The organism is Pseudomonas sp. NPDC089428 (assembly GCF_044749325.1).
Lineage (GTDB): Bacteria > Pseudomonadota > Gammaproteobacteria > Pseudomonadales > Pseudomonadaceae > Aquipseudomonas.
In genome coordinates this window covers 193,613-208,400 of the sequence record NZ_JBIVHT010000008.1, presented here as the reverse complement: position 1 = coordinate 208,400, position 14,788 = coordinate 193,613, and the positions used below count along the sequence as shown (strand labels likewise).

The following is a 14,788-nucleotide window of genomic DNA, read 5'->3' as shown; positions in this document are numbered from 1 at the left end:
GGCAGGCATGGCGTTCACTGATCCGTTCATCCGCCGCCCGGTGCTGGCCAGCGTGGTCAGCCTGCTGATTTTGCTGCTCGGCTTCCAGGCCTGGAACAAACTGCAGATCCGCCAGTACCCGAAAATGGAAAACGCCCTGATCACGGTGACCACCGCCTACCCCGGGGCCAACGCCGAGACCATCCAGGGCTACATCACCCAGCCGCTGCAACAGAGCCTGGCCAGCGCCGAAGGCATCGACTACATGACCTCGGTCAGCCGGCAGAACTTCTCGGTGATTTCCATCTATGCACGCATCGGCGCCGACAGCGACCGCCTGTTCACCGAACTGCTGGCCAAGGCCAACGAAGTGCGCAACCAGCTGCCACAGGACGCCGAAGACCCGGTCCTGAGCAAGGAGGCCGCCGATGCCTCGGCGCTGATGTACATCAGCTTCTACAGCAAGGAGATGAGCAACCCGCAGATCACCGACTACCTGTCGCGGGTGATCCAGCCCAAGCTGGCGACCCTGCCAGGCATGGCCGAGGCCGAGATCCTCGGCAACCAGGTGTTCGCCATGCGCATCTGGATCGACCCGGTGAAGCTGGCCGGCTTCGGCCTTGCGGCCACCGACGTGACCAATGCCGTACGCCGCTACAACTTCCTCTCGGCAGCAGGCGAGGTGAAGGGCGAGTACGTGGTCACCAGCATCAACGCCAGCACCGAGCTGAAGTCCGCCGAAGCCTTCGCCGCGCTGCCGCTCAAGGTGTCCGGTGACAGCCGGGTGCTGCTCGGCGACGTGGCACGGGTGGAGATGGGTGCGGAAAACTACGACACGGTCAGCTCGTTCGATGGTACGCCATCGGTCTACATCGGCATCAAGGCCACCCCGGCGGCCAACCCGCTGGACGTGATCAAGGAAGTGCGGCGCATCATGCCGGAGCTGGAAAGCCAGCTGCCGTCAGCGCTGAAGGTATCGATCGCCTACGACGCCACGCTGTTCATCCAGGCCTCCATCGACGAAGTGATCAAGACCTTGGGCGAAGCGGTGCTGATCGTCATCGTGGTGGTGTTCCTGTTCCTCGGTGCCCTGCGCTCGGTGCTGATCCCGGTGGTGACCATTCCGCTGTCGATGATCGGCGTGCTGTTCTTCATGCAGATGATGGGCTACTCGCTGAACCTGCTGACGCTGCTGGCGATGGTGCTGGCGATCGGCCTGGTGGTGGACGATGCCATCGTGGTGGTGGAGAACATCCACCGGCACATGGAGGAAGGCAAGTCACCCTTCGATGCAGCGCTGGAAGGCGCCCGTGAAATCGCCATGCCCGTGGTGTCGATGACCATCACCCTGGCGGCGGTCTACGCCCCCATCGGCTTTCTCACCGGGCTTACCGGCGCGCTGTTCAAGGAGTTTGCCCTGACCCTGGCCGGCGCGGTGGTCATCTCCGGCATTGTCGCCCTGACCTTGTCGCCGATGATGTGCGCCCTGCTGTTGCGCCAGGAGCAGAACCCCAGCGGCCTGGCCCATCGCCTGGACGTGCTGTTCGAAGGCCTCAAGGTGCGCTACCAACGCCTGCTGCACGCCACCCTCGACAGCCGCCCGGTGGTGCTGGTGTTCGCCGTGATCATCCTGTGCCTGATCCCGGTGCTGCTCAAGTTCACCCAGAACGAACTGGCGCCCAACGAAGACCAGGGCGTGATCTTCATGATGAGCAGCTCGCCGCAGCCGGCCAACCTCGACTACCTGAACGCCTACACCGACCAGTTCACCCCGCTGTTCAAGAGCTTCCCCGAGTACTACTCGTCGTTCCAGATCAACGGTTTCAATGGTGTGCAGAGCGGCATCGGCGGCTTCCTGCTCAAGCCCTGGAACGAACGCAAGCGCACGCAGATGGAGCTGCTGCCGCTGGTCCAGGCCAAGCTCGAGCAGATCGGCGGGCTGCAGATCTTCGGTTTCAACCTGCCTTCATTGCCGGGCACCGGTGAGGGCCTGCCGTTCCAGTTCGTGATCAACACCGCCGGCGACTACCCTGCCCTGCTGGAAGTCGCCCAGCGGGTCAAGCAACGGGCCCAGGAATCGGGCAAGTTCGCCTTCCTCGACATCGACCTGGCTTTCGACAAGCCCGAGGTGGTCGTCGACATCGACCGGGCCAAGGCAGCGCAGATGGGCGTTTCGATGGATGCGCTGGGCGGTACCCTGGCCACCCTGCTGGGGGAGGCGGAAATCAACCGTTTCACCCTCGAGGGCCGCAGCTACAAGGTAATTGCCCAGGTCGAGCGGCCTTATCGGGACAACGCCGGCTGGCTGAACAACTACTACGTGAAGAACGAACAAGGGCAGTTGCTGCCCTTGTCGACCCTGATCACCCTCAGTGACCGCGCGCGCCCCCGCCAGCTCAACCAGTTCCAGCAATTGAACTCGGCGATCATCCAAGGGGTGCCAATGGTCAGCATTGGCGAGGCGTTGCAGACGGTACGCGAGATCGCCCGGGAAGAGGCACCGGAGGGCTTCGCCTTCGACTATGCCGGGACGGCAAGGCAGTACGTGCAGGAAGGCAGCGCACTGTGGGTGACCTTTGGCCTGGCGCTGGCGATCATCTTTCTGGTGCTGGCCGCGCAATTCGAGAGTTTCCGCGACCCGCTGGTGATTCTGGTGACCGTGCCGCTATCAATCTGTGGTGCCCTGCTACCGCTGTTCCTGGGCATTTCCAGCATGAACATCTACACCCAGGTGGGGCTGGTGACGTTGATCGGTCTGATCAGCAAGCACGGCATCCTGATCGTCGAGTTCGCCAACCAGTTGCGCGAGGAAAAGGGCTTGAACGTTCGCCAGGCCATCGAGGAAGCGGCCGCCATTCGCCTGCGGCCGGTACTGATGACCACGGCGGCGATGGTATTCGGCATGGTGCCGCTGATTCTGGCCTCCGGGGCCGGCGCGGTGAGCCGGTTCGATATCGGCACGGTGATTGCCACCGGGATGTCGATCGGAACCTTGTTTACCCTCTTTGTGCTGCCTTGCATCTACACCCTGCTGGCACACAAGTCGGCTACCAAGGATGCTGTTGTCGCCTGATCCGACCTCTTGGCGGGTAAACCCGCTCCCACAGGTACCGCACAGTGCTCAAAAGCCGTGCTGAACCTGCGGAGCGGGTTCTAGACCTCGAACGCCGCTAAGGGCCAGCAAGGCATACACAAAAACAAAGGCCTCGCGATTGCGAGGCCTTCATCTTGCTCGAGCTGTATCAGCCAAACGGCCGTAGCCCCTGGCGCATGCCGAACAGGAACAGCAACAGGTCCTGATCCGGCTGGGCCTGGCTCTGCTGTGCCTTGACCTCACGCGGCACCGCGCACTGGTCTGGCTTGCTGAATACCACAGGCCGTGGCTCTTCCCAGGCCGCTACCGCCGCCGTGGTCACAGCCAACCCAGCCACCAGGAACAAAGCTCGAGCGATTTCTAGTTTCATTGCCCTAACCCTTTGACAGCGCTGCCAAACGCCATCTGGTAAAAATAGAGCAGCGTTTGCCATTCCGTGTCATTTAGCGACGAGTGGCGGCGCAGCTGGCGCAGGTCGTTACCCGCAGCCCGCTGACAGCTGATGCGTCGTCGGCATTTTTCCAGGTCAAGGAGTGCAACTTCGACGCGGGCCTGCTCACCCTCGCCGATGACCTTGATGAAGACGTGCTTGCCGTACAGGCAGCCATGCTGCCAGTGGCCCAGGTGCATGCGCGCCAGGTTGTCCGCCAGGTCCTTGAGCATGCGTTCATGCACTACCTGAGGATAGCGCTCGCGCGCGCCTTCGGCGTGCCACGTGTCGAGTTCGACAAAGCCGTCCAGCGCCTCGCTGACCAGCAGCGCGCGCCATTGATGCTCGGGGTCACGCTCGGCACCACAAAACACGATGCGCGGCACGCGAACACCCAGTTGCTCGAAGCTGTTCAGCGCATCGAGTTCGCGCAGCACGGTCGGCCTGCCGAATGGGTGCAACAGGCTGCGATAGATATGGCCAACCTGACGCTTGGCATACAGCACCTTGCCGTTGCCATCGCTCAGCCGTTGCACACCACTTTCACCACCGCGCCGCTGGTTGGGTTCCTCGACCCATTCGCCCTGCTGGCGCCAGTAATAATCGAACCGCGACTCCCCATTCTGGGCTACAGCCATCAAACACTACCCCTTACGCAATACATATACCCGCCACATGGCATAGAACGGCAGGAAGTCGAGGTGTTCCTGGATTCTGAAGCCGGCGGCCTTGAATTCTGCTTCAACCGTTTCTGCCGGTAACACGAAACGGTTCTGATAGGCGCCCTGCTCGGCCTTGGCACTGCGCTTCTGCTCGAGCTTCTGGCGGCGCCAGGCCTTGAAGTTACCGTCCACCCACAATGACAGGATTACACTGTCACGGCTAACCCTTTGAAACTCGTCAAGAATGGTCTTGCGGTGAGCCGACTCGCCAATATGGTGGAACAGCCGCATGCAGAAGATGCTGTCGACCGAATTATCCGGCAAGTCGATCGCGAATGCCGATGTCTGCAAAGGGCGTACCCGCGCCACCACCTCTGGCGGTTGCGCGGCACAGGCCGTCTGGATCATCGCTTCCGAGTTGTCGGCACCGATGATGACCCGGTTCGGCTTTTCCGCCAACAGCGGCCAGAAACGGCCAGCGCCGCAGGGCAAGTCGAGGACCAGACCCGGCTCTCCGGCCAGCGCCAGGGCACGACGAGCCAGCTGCTCGTCACGCTTGTGGGACAGGCGACGGGCGAGTCCATCCTGGTGCTTGAGGAAGTACTCCTTGGCATGTTGCTGGTCGTACTTCTCGGAAAATTCGAGTTTGATCGGGCTACGCATCGGACATCTCCAGTTTCCAATGCGCTTACCTTAGGTATCGGATCGTTGGAAACAGGTCATGCCAATGTGAAAATAATGTCACGAACCTGTAGCTATGTTTCATCTTGTTACTGCGTGGGATCGGTCTTTTCCGCGCTCTGGCTCAGGTCTACCTGGAAGCGGCAGCCATGCGGTGCCGTCGCGGTCAGCGTCACTCGCCAGCCCTGGTCGTCGCAGATCCTCTGCACCAGCGACAGGCCCAGGCCAAGGCCCTCGCCACGCCGCTCCTCGCCACGCACGAACGGCTGGAACATTGCTTCGCGTTGCTCCTCCGGAATCCCCACGCCACTGTCCTCGACACTGAAGCCGTTGAGCTCCAGGCTCAGGCGGATATAACCGCTGTCTGTGTAATGCGCGGCATTGCGCAACAGGTTGCCCATCACCGAGTGCAGGAACGTGGCGTTGTACAGCAAAGGGCCTGCACTGACCTGACCATCGTAGTAGAGCGTCAGGCCCTTTTGCTCGATGGTATCGCGCCACACCCCGGTCAGGTCGTCGGCGACTTCACGCAGCGTTGCCTGGGACGCCACCGCCCCCTGGTCACGTTGAGCACGGGCGAGCATGAGGAAGGTCTTGACCAGCTCGCGCATCTCTTCCGTGGCACGGGCGATACGTTCCACCTGGCTGCGCGAACGGGTATCCAGATTGGGGTTTTCCATCAGCAGTTCGCACGAAGTGGCCAGCACCATCAGCGGCGTTCGCAGCTCATGGCTGACATCGCTGGTGAACAAGCGCTCGCGGGTCAGGGCGTCGCGCAGCCGGCCCAGGGTATCGTCGAACGCTACCGCCAGCTGGCCGACTTCGTCGGCCGCGTAGTCCGGTGCCAGCGGCGGCGCCAGGCCAAGCAACTGATCACGATGGCGAACCTGTCGTGCCAGGCGGATGACCGGTGCCATCACCCTGCGCGCCAACAGCCAGCCGAGCACCACCGCCAGCACCAGGCTGAGCACGAAACCCACCACCACGACGGCAAACAGCACGCGCTCGCGCTCTTCGAAATCGCTCTGGTCCTGCAGCAGTACATAGCGGCGACCATCGACGATCTCGACCATCGCGTGGTAGGACAGCTGGTCGCGAAACACCTCATGGAAGCCGACATCGAGGCGGCGCAGGTCCTTGGGCAGCTCGAAATCATCGCGCCCGCCACTGAAATAGAACAGCTGGTCAGGCCGTGGCCGGTGGCTCCAGTCACTGACGCTGTCCATGCGCAGCAAGCGCTGCAGGTCGCCGCCGAGCACCGATGAGATCAGGCGCTCTTCGACCAGGTGCACGGTGGCGACAATGCCGAAGGCGAAGGCACCGGCCACCAGCGCGCTCATCAACGCAAAGGCGATGATGATGCGCTGGGCAAGGCTCTGCTTAAACTCCATCGCGGCCCTCGGCGAGGCGATAGCCGACGCCATGCACGGTGTGCAACAGAGGTTTTTCGAACGGCTTGTCGATCACCTGGCGCAGCTGGTGCACATGGCTGCGCAGGCTGTCGCTGTCTGGGCAGTCATCGCCCCACAGGGCTTCTTCCAGCACCTCGCGGCGCAGCACGTGCGGGCTCTTCTGCATCAACACGGCGAGCAGCTTGAGGCCGACCGGGTTGAGTTTGAGCAGGCGACCCTGGCGGGTCACTTCGAGGGTATCGAGGTCGTAGCTCAAGTCCGCGACCTGCAGGGTACGGCGGCCGCCGCCCTGGGCCCGGCGCAGCACCGCTTCGATGCGCGCGGCCAACTCGGACAAGGCAAACGGCTTGAGCAGGTAATCATCGGCACCGGAGCGGAAGCCCTGCAGGCGATCGTCCAGCTGGTCGCGGGCCGTCAGCATGATCACCGGGGTATCACGGCGGGCATCCTCACGCAGACGCTTGCACAGGGTATAGCCGTCGATACCGGGCAGCATGATGTCGAGCACGATCAGGTCGTAGTGCTCGGTGGCGGCCAGGTGCAGGCCTGAGAGGCCGTCCTGGGCGCAGTCGACGGTGTAGCCTTTCATGCCCAGGTAATCGGCAAGGTTGGCAAGAATGTCGCGGTTGTCTTCAACCAAAAGAATACGCATCGGGTTCTCCTGTGCGGCGCTTCGCTAGGGTGCGCGGCAGGCGCAGCTTAAGGCCATCGCCGGTACTGTGCCAGCCCTCGGGCAAATTCAGCGAACTTGACAGTTTTTTCACTGATCCTTCACGGACAGAGGATAGCGGGCGCATGACAATGCCCGGTCTTTTTACCCCCTGGAGTCGTCATGCAACAACGCACTCGTCCGCGTCCGATCAATCTCTGGCTATATCTGGGCATACCTCTGGCTGTCGCCGTGGCCTTGCTTCTGCTGGAACTGACTTCGCTCGACATGGACGTCGCCAACCTGTTCTTCGACCCTGTTGCCGGGCAGTTCATCGGCCGTCACAGTTACCTGCTGGAAACCGTGATGCATGACCGGGTCAAGCAAGGCGTGATCCTGCTCGGGCTGATTTCCCTGGTCGCGTTCGCCTCGAGCTTCTTCTGGAAGCGTCTGTTCAGCTGGCGCCGCGAGCTGGGTTGCCTGGTTCTGGCGTTGGGTCTGTCGACGGCCTTTGTCACGCCGCTGAAGAAGGTGACCCAGGTGCAATGCCCGTGGAGCCTGACCCAGTTCGGCGGCAAGGAAACCTACAGCAAGCTGCTGGAACACCGCCCGGCGACCGACAAACCTGGCCTGTGCTGGCCGGGCGGGCATGCCGCCACCGGTTTCTGCCTGTTCGGCCTGTTCTTCATGCTGCGTGACCGCCGGCCGAAACTGGCGCGGGTGGCGTTCGTGGTGACCCTGCTGGCCGGCTCGGCGCTGGGGCTGGGGCGGATGCTGCAGGGCGCGCACTTCCTGTCGCATAACGTATGGACGGGGGTGTTCTGTTGGTTGATCGGCCTGGGCTCGTATTACCTGGTGCTGTATCGCAGGGGCATGGCCGAGGCGCCCGCTGCTGAACATAGCATTGCCTGACAGAGGGGCCGCTTTGCGGCCCCAGTGGCCGGCACCGGAAAACGAAAAAGCCCCGCACTAGGCGGGGCTTTTTCTTGTCGCAGGGGGTAAGGCTGGCTTACATCATGCCGCCCATGCCACCCATGCCGCCCATGTCAGGCATGCCAGCTGCTGGCTTGTCTTCCGGCAGGTCGGCAACCATGGCTTCGGTGGTGATCATCAGACCGCCGATCGAAGCTGCGGCTTGCAGAGCCGAACGGGTGACCTTGGCTGGGTCGAGGATACCCATCTCGATCATGTCGCCGTATTCGCCGGTAGCGGCGTTGTAGCCGAAGTTGCCCGAACCTTGCTTGACCTTGTCAGCGACAACGCTTGGCTCGTCGCCGGCGTTGGCAGTGATCTGGCGCAGTGGAGCTTCTACGGCGCGACGCAGCAGGGCGATACCGACGTTCTGGTCTTCGTTGTCGCCTTTGAGGTCGGCAATGGCAGCCAGGGAGCGAACCAGGGCCACACCACCGCCAGGCACCACGCCTTCTTCGACGGCTGCACGGGTAGCGTGCAGGGCGTCTTCAACGCGGGCTTTCTTCTCTTTCATTTCAACTTCGGTGCCAGCACCGACCTTGATCACGGCAACACCGCCAGCCAGCTTGGCCAGACGCTCTTGCAGCTTCTCACGGTCGTAGTCGGAGGACGTTTCTTCGATCTGGGCACGGATCTGCTTGACGCGTGCTTCGATGTCGGCGTCCACGCCAGCACCGTCGATGATGGTGGTGTTTTCCTTGGACAGGATGACGCGCTTGGCGTTACCCAGGTGCTCCAGGGTGGTGGTTTCCAGGGTCAGGCCGATTTCTTCGGAGATGACCTGGCCGCCGGTCAGGACGGCGATGTCCTGCAGCATGGCCTTGCGGCGGTCGCCGAAGCCCGGTGCCTTGACTGCGGCAACCTTGACGATACCGCGCATGTTGTTGACCACCAGGGTAGCCAGGGCTTCGCCTTCGACGTCTTCGGCAACGATCAGCAGAGGACGGCCGGCTTTGGCAACGGCTTCCAGAACTGGCAGCAGTTCACGGATGTTGGAGATCTTCTTGTCGACCAGCAGCAGCAGCGGGCCTTCCAGCTCGGCAACCATGGTGTCCGGCTTGTTGACGAAGTACGGAGACAGGTAGCCGCGGTCGAACTGCATGCCTTCTACAACAGACAGTTCGTTTTCCAGGCCCGAGCCTTCTTCAACGGTGATCACGCCTTCTTTACCGACTTTTTCCATGGCTTCGGCAATGATTTCACCGATGGAGTTGTCGGAGTTGGCGGAGATGGTACCTACCTGGGCGATGGCCTTGGAGTCGGCGCATGGCTTGGACAGGTTCTTCAGCTCGGCGACAACGGCGGCGGTGGCCTTGTCGATACCGCGCTTCAGGTCCATCGGGTTCATGCCGGCAGCGACGGCTTTCAGGCCTTCGTTGACGATGGCCTGAGCCAGAACGGTAGCGGTGGTGGTGCCGTCACCGGCAGCGTCGTTGGCCTTGGAAGCCACTTCCTTGACCAGCTGGGCGCCCATGTTTTCGAAGGCGTCTTTCAGCTCGATTTCTTTGGCGACGGAAACGCCGTCCTTGGTGATGGTCGGAGCGCCGAAGCTCTTGGCCAGCACTACGTTACGACCTTTCGGGCCGAGGGTCGCTTTTACCGCGTCAGCCAGAACGTTGACACCAACCAGCATTTTCTTACGAGCGGAATCGCCGAATTTTACGTCTTTAGCAGCCATGATCGTTTAATCCTTGGAATACTTTGGAGTAACGGGAAGTCGGGTGAAATCAGCCTTCGATAACGGCGAGGATTTCGTTCTCGGCCATGACCAGCAGGTCTTCGCCATCGACTTTCACGGTGTTGCTGCCCGAGTAAGGGCCGAAAACCACTTTGTCGCCGACTTTAACGGCCAGCGCACGAACTTCGCCGTTTTCCAGGACGCGACCAGTGCCAACTGCAACGACTTCGCCGCGGTTTGGTTTTTCTGCGGCCGAACCCGGCAGGACGATACCGCCAGCGGTTTTCGATTCTTCTTCGCTGCGACGGATGACTACACGGTCATGCAGAGGACGAAGCTTCATTGTCGATCTCTCCCAAATAGTGGTTTTTGTCGGCCGGTATCGAAACCGGCGGGGTAATGCAATCCGGCGTTGCCGGGGATGGTCCGCAAAGAGCGAACCACCTGTGTCATGACTGGTGTTACCACCAGAAACCTTACGGTGACCACATACATGAGGCCGCCATATTCAATTACAAGGCTTGAGATGCAAAAATTTTCAGACACTTGAAAAACACCGGGGCCGCTTGTGCGGCCCCGGGGGATTATGGGTTTGCCTATTTGTCGCGGCGCTCGTACTCGCCTTCGATCACGTTCGGGCGATGGCCGCCATCACGCGGCTGCGCCTGGAATGGGTCGTCCTGGAACGCGCGCTGGCGCATGGCCTGGGCTTCGGCACGCTCGCGCATCTTGCGGGCCGCCAGGTGGCGGGTGAATGGCAGCAGGCACAGCAGGCCCAGCACGTCGCTGATGAAGCCTGGCAGCAGCAGCAAACCACCACCCACGGCCAGCATCAGGCCCTGGAACATGTCCTCGGCGGGCAGTTCGCCACGCTGCAGGCTTTCACGGGCACGCAGCGCGGTGGCCAGGCCTGCCACACGGACCACCAGCACACCGAGGGCGGAGCCGGCGATGATCAGCAGCAGCGCCGGAAAGAAACCGATCGCGGCGCTGACCTTGACGAAGACGAACAGCTCCAGCACCGGGAACAATAGAAACAGCAGTAGAAAAGCACGCATCAAAGCATTCCTCGTTGGAAGAAACCCTTCCTGTAAGACCCACAGATGGATGCGTGCGCTCGGGATTTCAAGCCTCGACTTCAGTCGCGGTCGGCCATTGGTCGGCGCGCGCCAGCAAAACCAAGGCTTCGCGCACTTGTGTCGGCGTGTTGCAAGAAGCAGGGAACGCTAGCCAGTAGATGCCCTGGCCGATTCGCAGGTGCATGCCTTCGCTGTCGATGCCGACCATCTGTGCCGGTACGTTGCGCGGCAGGTCGGTCAGCGCTACGTAATGGGCGATGGCATTGGCATGGTCGCTGTTCATGTGCTCGATCATGCTCGCCTCGGCCTTGCCCGCGAACGGATTGGCCAAGGTTACCTGGTCGAGCCAGTGGATGGCACCGAAACCGCCAATGTAGCGATGGCGCACTGGCTGCAGGACCCAGAAATCGAAGTCATGGGCCTTGTGGTAATTGGCCGCGTCAGGGAAATAACGGTAGTAGCGTTCGGCCGCCGCCTCGATGGCCGCATCGTCGACCAGCTTGTGCGCCTCGGCCATGACCGTCAGGCGGCCAACGGCCTGCACGTCCTCGGCCTCACGCTCACCCACCAGCAGCGAGCACTTGGGGTCCTTGAGCAAGTTGTGGGTGTGCTGGGCGATGCGGCTGATCAGGATCAGTGGATTGCCCTCGGCATCCAGGCAGTAAGGCACCACCGAACCGAACGGGAAGCCCGGCATGGACTTGGAATGGGTCGAGAGCACGCCGCGGTATTCCTTGAGCAGCAGTTCCCTAGCGGGGCGGATGGCGTTGGTACTCACTTGAGCGCGGCTCCTGGATACGGACTGGATGGGTGACAAGATAAGCATTATCAGATCCAGTGCCAATGGGGCCACTACGCGGGCCATCGCCGCGGTTCATCGCCAGGACAAGCGCGGCTCACACAGGTAACTCACAGGCCTGATGGACTGTGGGAGCCGTGCTTGCCCGCGAAAAGGGGCGCAAAGCACCCCCGGCGATTTACCAGGTCACACCAAAGCCGGCGGTATAGCGGGTCTTGTCCAGATCGCTGTCGCGCGTACCGGTGATGATGTCCTTCTCAGCCTTGAGGTTGAGCGAGGCCCATTCGGTGACCTTGTAGCGCAGCCCCACCTCGGCATCCAGCGAGTAGTCGGCCACGCCGCCCAGCGGCTTGGCAAACTCGCCATTGGTGAACAGCTGGACGTTCTTGCCGATCAGATAGCGGGTGTAGTCCCACTTCACCGCCGCTGAATAGAAGTTGTCCTTGGCACCGTCCTGGTACTCGAAATCGGTGCGGTTGATCAGCGAGCCCAGGGAGAACGCGCCCAGCTCGTCGTCCCAGAACTGGTAGCCAGGGCCGGTACCGACCGTGCGCTGGCGGGCCAGGTCCTCGATGCGGTCGCGCTTGTACTCCATGCGCCCCTGCCAGAACCACTTCTCGGTAATGAAGCGGTCGAGCGCGTACTCGGCGCTCCAGTTGTCGGTGGTGGTGACGTCGTCCTTGCTCTCGCGGTTGTATTCGCCTTCGGCATTGTGCCGCCAACGGCCGTGACGGGCGGTGGTCTTGAAGTCGACATCGTAGTCATCGCTGTCGGTCTCGGCGCGCTTGTAGTCCATGGCCACGTCGACGTTGCCCTTCCAGATGAAGTCTTCCACCAGCGGCTTGGGCTTCATGATCTGCTGGACACTGGCCAGGTCGACCGTCTTCGGTGCATCGCCATTGGCCAGCGTCACCTTGCCTGGCTCGGCGGCCTTGAGCGACTTCGCCTTCTCGCCCGAGTAGGCGTCCTGCTTCACCAGCAGCTCCTGATCACTCTCCAGGGTCTGGACCTGCTTCCAGTCCAGCGAGATCGAACCACCATACGGAGTCTCCAGCAGCAACTTGCCACCGTCGAAAACACGAATCTTGCCGCTGAGCCTATCGCCGTTCTTCATCCACACGGTGTCGGCGTATGCCGGGGCGGCGCACAAGGAAACGGTCAACAGGCAAAGCAAGGATCTAGAATACATAAGCGCGCTACAGGTTCGATTTGTCGAAAAAAGCCGGGCATTATCCAGATACCGACGACCAGAGCAAGGACAGACCCAGGAGCATGCCGTTGAGTTCAACTCTCATTTGCCGTGACCGTTGGTCCGGTTTCATCCCAGGCCAGGGCTGCCCTGATGTCTGAGGGTTATGAGCACACGCTGGCGTCACCCGAAGCCCGACGAACGGCCCTGTATTCGGTGCTTGGCCAGGTGCCCGAAGGCAAGGTAGTCAGCTATGGCCAGCTCGCCGAGCTGGCGGGGCTTGGGCGAGCGGCACGTTGGGTGGGCCGTACCCTCGGGCAGTTGCCAGCCGATACCCGCCTGCCCTGGCACCGGGTACTCGGCGCAGGCGGGCGCCTGAGCCTGGCGCTGGGCACGCCTTCGGGCGATGAACAGCGGGCCAGACTGCGCGCAGAGGGTGTGAATGTGACTAAAAATCGTGTGGATATGACGCGCCATGGCTGGCGCCCAATGGAGCACAGCGGTTAGAGTGCGCGCTTTGTTTTCGCAAATTTGAGGCAGATGTTGGCCCATGCCCCGTAAAACCTGGCGCGCTGCGCTCGCTGCCTATGCCAGCCCGTCAACCTTGGTACTTTTGCTGCTGGGCTTCGCCGCCGGCCTGCCCTACATGCTGGTGTTCTCGACCCTGTCGGTGTGGCTGCGCGAAGCGGGCGTGGCCCGTGAAACGATTGGCTACGCCAGCCTGATCGGCTTGGCCTACGCCTTCAAATGGGTCTGGTCCCCCCTGCTCGACCAGTGGCGCCTGCCGCTGCTCGGCGGCCTGGGGCGGCGGCGTTCCTGGCTGTTGCTTTCGCAATCGCTGGTGGTGATCGGCCTGGTCGGCATGAGCCTGTGCGACCCGCAGCAGCATCTTTCCTGGCTGATCGCCCTGGCGGTGCTGGTGGCCTTCGCCTCGGCCACCCAGGACATCGCCGTCGATGCCTATCGCCTCGAGATTGCCGACGATCAACGCCAGGCGGCCCTCGCTGCCAGCTACATGGCCGGTTACCGCGTTGCCGCCCTGCTCGCGACTGCGGGCGCACTGTTCTTTGCCGAATGGTTCGGTTCCACCGGTTTCAGTTACCTGCACAAGGCCTGGGCCGGCACCTACGTGCTGTTCGGCGTGATGATGCTGCCGGCACTGTTCACCACCCTGGTGATGCGTGAGCCACCGGTACCCATGCGCACCCAGCTGTCGGCCGCGCGCTATGGCCTGATGCATCAGATGGCCTCGGTATTCGTACTGATCATCCTCCTGGTGTCGGTACCGGCCAGCTTCACCCAGATGTTCAACACCGGCTGGTCGAGCGTGATTTCCGGCGATGCAACACCACTCGATCTGCTATTGGAAGACCGTGCCTTCCTGCGCCTGATCCTCTACGTGCTGCTGACCTGGGCCTGCCTTTCGAGCCTGGGCCGTCGTGGCCTGGCCCCGGTGCTGACACCGGTGCACGACTTCATCGCCCGCTATCGCTGGCAGGCCCTGTTGCTGCTCGGGCTGATCGCCACCTATCGCATGTCGGACACGGTCATGGGCGTGATGGCCAACGTGTTCTACATCGACATGGGTTTCACCAAGGACGAGATCGCCAGCGTCAGCAAGGTCTTCGGCCTGATCATGACCCTGGTCGGTGCCGGTGTCGGCGGCTTGCTGATCGTGCGTTTCGGCATTCTGCCGATCCTGTTCATCGGTGGTGCGGCCTCGGCGGCCACCAACATCCTGTTCCTGATGCTGGCCGACATGGGGCCGAACCTGGAGATGCTGGTGGTGACCATTTCGCTGGACAACTTCAGCTCGGGCCTGGCCACCTCGGCATTCGTCGCCTACCTGTCGAGCCTGACCAACCTGAAGTTCTCGGCCACGCAATATGCCCTGCTCAGCTCGATCATGCTGTTGCTGCCGCGCCTGATCGGCGGCTATTCAGGGGTGATGGTGGAGAAGTACGGGTACCACGACTTCTTCCTGATCACTGCGTTGCTGGGCGTGCCCACGCTGATCCTGATTGCGCTGCACTGGCGCCAGGAAGTGGGCCGGGGAAAGCAGGTTCCGGTGGATAACCCGGCGGCCGAGCAACCCTGACAGCACTCTACTGCCTGTACCGGCCTCTTCGCGGGCTCGCCCGCTCCCACAGGTTTTCCACTTGCC

14 protein-coding genes are annotated in these 14,788 nt (G+C 62.0%); 4 read left to right on the top strand and 10 right to left on the bottom strand.

The genetic code is table 11. The features are described from left to right. Window positions 1–7: 7 nt before the first annotated feature. Entirely contained in the window at window positions 8–3,052 is a 3,045-nt protein-coding gene (locus tag ACIPZ5_RS17290) for a multidrug efflux RND transporter permease subunit (protein WP_261941445.1), read from the top strand. Window positions 3,053–3,221: 169 nt separating this feature from the next. Here the strand turns inward: ACIPZ5_RS17290 and ACIPZ5_RS17285 are convergent, their stop codons facing one another. The 5 genes from ACIPZ5_RS17285 to colR all read right to left on the bottom strand — a co-directional run bounded on the left by ACIPZ5_RS17285 (window position 3,222) and on the right by colR (window position 6,910). Next, window positions 3,222–3,443 carry a hypothetical protein gene (locus tag ACIPZ5_RS17285; RefSeq protein ID WP_261941446.1) on the bottom strand — a complete coding sequence of 74 codons (222 nt, stop codon included), beginning with the start codon at window positions 3,441–3,443 and terminating at the stop codon, window positions 3,222–3,224. Next, complete coding sequence (locus ACIPZ5_RS17280; RefSeq protein ID WP_261941447.1) at window positions 3,440–4,141, bottom strand: lipopolysaccharide kinase InaA family protein; 702 nt, start codon at window positions 4,139–4,141, stop codon at window positions 3,440–3,442. Before ACIPZ5_RS17280 ends, ACIPZ5_RS17285 begins: the two co-directional genes overlap by 4 nt. A gap of 6 nt (window positions 4,142–4,147) precedes the next feature. Then, on the bottom strand, window positions 4,148–4,828 hold the full coding sequence (locus ACIPZ5_RS17275; protein WP_261941448.1) for a class I SAM-dependent methyltransferase: 681 nt from the start codon (window positions 4,826–4,828) through the stop codon (window positions 4,148–4,150). A 107-nt stretch (window positions 4,829–4,935) separates the two neighbouring features. Next, window positions 4,936–6,237 carry a HAMP domain-containing sensor histidine kinase gene (locus ACIPZ5_RS17270; RefSeq protein ID WP_261941449.1) on the bottom strand — a complete coding sequence of 434 codons (1,302 nt, stop codon included), beginning with the start codon at window positions 6,235–6,237 and terminating at the stop codon, window positions 4,936–4,938. Then, a complete protein-coding gene (gene colR, locus ACIPZ5_RS17265) occupies window positions 6,227–6,910 on the bottom strand; it encodes a two-component system response regulator ColR (protein WP_003255215.1) in 684 nt (227 codons plus the stop codon). The genes ACIPZ5_RS17270 and colR overlap by 11 nt, the downstream gene beginning before the upstream one ends. A gap of 180 nt (window positions 6,911–7,090) precedes the next feature. Here colR and ACIPZ5_RS17260 point away from each other — a divergent pair, with 180 nt between their 5' ends. Continuing rightward, on the top strand, window positions 7,091–7,819 hold the full coding sequence (locus tag ACIPZ5_RS17260; protein WP_400809788.1) for a phosphatase PAP2 family protein: 729 nt from the start codon (window positions 7,091–7,093) through the stop codon (window positions 7,817–7,819). A 97-nt stretch (window positions 7,820–7,916) separates the two neighbouring features. On the opposite strand, the gene groL is transcribed toward ACIPZ5_RS17260, so the two are convergent. The 5 genes from groL to ACIPZ5_RS17235 all read right to left on the bottom strand — a co-directional run bounded on the left by groL (window position 7,917) and on the right by ACIPZ5_RS17235 (window position 12,624). Further along, entirely contained in the window at window positions 7,917–9,557 is a 1,641-nt protein-coding gene (groL, locus tag ACIPZ5_RS17255) for a chaperonin GroEL (protein WP_261941451.1), read from the bottom strand. A 49-nt stretch (window positions 9,558–9,606) separates the two neighbouring features. Then, window positions 9,607–9,900, bottom strand: coding sequence for a co-chaperone GroES (locus ACIPZ5_RS17250; RefSeq protein ID WP_009684394.1), 294 nt, complete (start codon window positions 9,898–9,900; stop codon window positions 9,607–9,609). A 253-nt stretch (window positions 9,901–10,153) separates the two neighbouring features. Beyond that, on the bottom strand, window positions 10,154–10,615 hold the full coding sequence (locus tag ACIPZ5_RS17245) for an FxsA family protein (RefSeq protein ID WP_085675097.1): 462 nt from the start codon (window positions 10,613–10,615) through the stop codon (window positions 10,154–10,156). Window positions 10,616–10,682: 67 nt separating this feature from the next. Further along, on the bottom strand, window positions 10,683–11,414 hold the full coding sequence (locus ACIPZ5_RS17240) for a HugZ family protein (RefSeq protein ID WP_400809786.1): 732 nt from the start codon (window positions 11,412–11,414) through the stop codon (window positions 10,683–10,685). Window positions 11,415–11,613: 199 nt separating this feature from the next. Next, window positions 11,614–12,624 carry a DUF481 domain-containing protein gene (locus tag ACIPZ5_RS17235; protein WP_261941454.1) on the bottom strand — a complete coding sequence of 337 codons (1,011 nt, stop codon included), beginning with the start codon at window positions 12,622–12,624 and terminating at the stop codon, window positions 11,614–11,616. Window positions 12,625–12,777: 153 nt separating this feature from the next. Here ACIPZ5_RS17235 and ACIPZ5_RS17230 point away from each other — a divergent pair, with 153 nt between their 5' ends. Both ACIPZ5_RS17230 and ACIPZ5_RS17225 read left to right on the top strand, forming a co-directional pair. Beyond that, entirely contained in the window at window positions 12,778–13,131 is a 354-nt protein-coding gene (locus tag ACIPZ5_RS17230; protein ID WP_261941455.1) for an MGMT family protein, read from the top strand. Between the two features lie 43 nt (window positions 13,132–13,174). Continuing rightward, window positions 13,175–14,722 (top strand): AmpG family muropeptide MFS transporter, encoded by a 1,548-nt coding sequence (locus tag ACIPZ5_RS17225; protein WP_261941456.1) that lies wholly within the window; start codon window positions 13,175–13,177, stop codon window positions 14,720–14,722. The last annotated feature ends 66 nt before the right edge of the window (window positions 14,723–14,788 follow it).